We start from the raw sequence: 3,084 nt of genomic DNA on the forward strand, positions 1-3,084 counted from the left end.
AACGACCGCAGGTCGAGGGTCGGGCGAGCCGGAACGGACTTGTCACTCATTCGGCGGGAACGGCGGCCTCGCGCAGCCGGATCGAGTAGTTCGAGGCGTTCTGCCTGCCGCTGGAGGCCGCGCGCGCAAAGGTGATGAGATGGTGCGCGATCAGGGTGCAGCCGATCAGGCCTTCGAGATCGCCGCGCTTGATGCGCCCGAGCGCGAACTTCCAGAACACGCGCTTGTAGTCGCCGAGCACACCGACCTTCCAGAAGATGTTGCGCAGCATGACGAGTCCACGCCGGATGTTGCGCCAGGTCCTCATCTCGTCCGGCACCGGCGTCTTGAGGCGGTGCACATAGACGTGGTCGCATTGATACTGGAAGCGCGCGTAGACCTTCTCGGGCTCGTAGGCGACGCCCATGGCGTGCTTCCAGGATGCGACGACCTCGTCATAGGGCAACAGGAAGTCGACGTTGGAATCGCGGCCGTCGTCGTCGACCAGCCGACCCTCGCGCTCGAGCCGGTCCCACAGCGGGGTCTTCGGCAGCGCCTGAAGCAGGTTGATCGTGAGCAGCGGAATCCGGGACTCCTCGACAAAGTCGAGCAGCGCCTCCGACGTATTCGGCTTGTCGGTGTCGAGCCCCATGATAATGCCCGAGACGACCTCCATGCCGTAGGAGTTGATGGTGCGCACGCCCTCCAGGATCGGGACCATCATGTTGTGGTCCTTCTGCATCGCCTTCAGCGCGTCGGGATCCGGCGTCTCGATGCCGCAGAAGATGGTGATGAAATAGGCCTCGCGCATCTTCTCGAGGATCTCGGGCCTCTTGGCGATGTTGAGCGTCGCCTCGCAGGCGAGCCGCACCACGTAGCCCGTCCGCTTCTGCCATTCGATCAGGTGCGGCAACAGGTCCATCGCCGCCTTGCGGTTGCCGATGAAATTGTCGTCGACGAAATAGACCGTGTCGGTCATGCCGCATTCGCGCAGGCGGTCGAGCTCGGCGATGATCTGCTGCGGCGACTTGATGCGCGGGTTGCGGCCGTAGAGGCCGGGGATGTCGCAGAACTCGCACTGATAGGGACAGCCGCTGGAATATTGGATGCTGCCGAGGAAATATTTCTTCACGTCGGCAAGTTCGTAGGCCGGGATCGGAAACTCCGTCATCGGCACGCGATCCTTGGTCGTCAGCACCACTTGGCCCTCGGGGCGGGAGGAGTCGCGCGACAGGATCTCGATCAGCTGGTTGGTGGCATCACCGAGCTCGCCGACATGGAGATAGTCGAACGAGGGGTAATAGTCAGGACAGGCGCTGACGGAGGGACCGCCGAGCGCGACCGGCAAATCGAACTCGTGCGCGCGGCGGCAGATGTCGTTCATCTGCTGGCGCTGGATGTGCATGCCGCTGACGAAAACCGCCTCGGCCCATTCGAATTCTTCCCTGGTCGTGCGGCGGAGGTTCTCGTCGACGAATTTGACCTGCCAGTCTTTCGGAAGATAGGCGGAGATCAGCAACAGCCCCTGCGGCGGCATGAAGGCGCGGACACCATCGGTCAGGGGATAGGAATGCTCGAACGTACCGAACGACGAGGTGTAGCGCGGAAACACACAGAGGATCCGCCGGGACGTTCCGTTACTTTCAGCTCGCATCAAAGCTCCCCCGCCACGCTCGACCGAATGGTGCGGAAATTGCCAGCCAGACATATAACGTAACGCTGTCGCCGGAATTTCTCAATATTGTGGCACAAGCATAATTCCGGCAGGCGCCGATGGTTTCCTGAAGGGGAGAGTTTGACGCCTCGTACTGCCTCACGCGATCAGCCGCGAGGCAAAATCGGGCAGCTGGCCTGCATCGCGGGCAAGCCGGAAATCGGCGCCTGTAATGCCCGACCGCGCCAGCCAGTCCTCGAATTCCGGCGCGCGGCGCAAACCGAAGACGTCACGGACATAGAGCGCGTCGTGAAAAGACGTCGACTGGTAGTTCAGCATGACGTCGTCGGCACCGGGGACGCCCATGATGAAGGTGACGCCGGCGGCGGCGAGCAGCGTCAGCAGATTATCCATGTCGTCCTGGTCCGCCTCGGCATGGTTGGTATAGCAGATGTCGATCCCGAGCGGCAGGCCGAGCAGCTTGCCGCAGAAATGATCCTCCAGTCCCGCCCGGATGATTTCCTTGCCGTCATAGAGATATTCCGGGCCGATGAAGCCGACCACGCTGTTGACCAATAGCGGGGCAAAGGCGCGGGCAACCGCATAGGCGCGCGCCTCGCAGGTCTGCTGGTCGACGCCGTGATGGGCGCCCGCCGACAGCGCCGAGCCCTGCCCGGTCTCGAAATACATCACGTTTTGCCCGGCGGTGCCGCGCTTCTGCGACAGGCCGGCCTCCTGCGCCTCCTTCAGAAGCGCAAGGTCGATGCCGAAGCTGCGGTTGGCGGCCTCGGTGCCGGCAACCGACTGGAAGACGAGATCGACCGGCACGCCCTGCCCGATCAGCGACAGCGTCGTCGTGACATGGGTCAGCACGCAACCTTGCGTCGGGATCTTCAGCCGCACGATGATCTCGTCGAGCAGCCGCAGCAATTGCGCAATGACGGCCGGATCGTCGCTCGCGGGATTGATGCCGATGCAGGCGTCGCCGGCCCCGAGCAGGATGCCGTCCAGGATCGAGGCGGTGATGCCCCTGGCATCGTCGAACGGATGGTTGGGCTGCAGCCGCGTGCTCATCCGCCCCTTCAGGCCGATGGTGTTGCGGAAGGCGGTGGTGACCTCGCATTTCCGCGCCGCCAGGATCAGGTCCTGGTTGCGCATCAGTTTTGAGACCGCAGCCGCCATCTCCGGGGTAATGCCGGGCCCGAGCGTCTTCAGGACCTCCGGCGTGGCGGCATCCGACAGCAGCCAGTCGCGGAAGCCGCCGACCGTCAGGGATGCCACCGGCGCGAAGGCCTTGGCGTCATGGCTGTCGATGACGAGGCGGGTGACCTCGTCGGCCTCATAGGGGATGACGGCTTCCTGCAGGAATTGGGCGAGCGGAACGTCGGCGAGCGCCATCCGCGCCGCGATCATCTGCTCGGCCGTGTCGGCGGCGATCCCGGCCAGCCGGT

The 3,084-nt window shown here is 63.9% G+C and carries 2 protein-coding genes; both read right to left on the minus strand.

The genetic code is table 11. The features are described 5' to 3' along the window. Positions 1-46: 46 nt before the first annotated feature. Positions 47-1,633 carry a B12-binding domain-containing radical SAM protein gene (locus tag MOV75_RS32480; protein ID WP_247007360.1) on the minus strand — a complete coding sequence of 529 codons (1,587 nt, stop codon included), beginning with the start codon at positions 1,631-1,633 and terminating at the stop codon, positions 47-49. 159 nt (positions 1,634-1,792) lie between these two features. Continuing rightward, a partial coding sequence (locus tag MOV75_RS32485) for an ethanolamine ammonia-lyase subunit EutB (protein WP_247007361.1) occupies positions 1,793-3,084 on the minus strand: 1,292 nt, incomplete at its 5' end.

Source organism: Bradyrhizobium sp. PRIMUS42 (assembly GCF_023006515.1).
Lineage (GTDB): Bacteria > Pseudomonadota > Alphaproteobacteria > Rhizobiales > Xanthobacteraceae > Bradyrhizobium.

Excerpts from the sequence above, each read along its gene's own strand:
- MOV75_RS32480 (WP_247007360.1), bottom strand. The coding sequence starts at position 1,633 with ATGCGAGCTGAAAGTAACGGAACGTCCCGGCGGATCCTCTGTGTGTTT.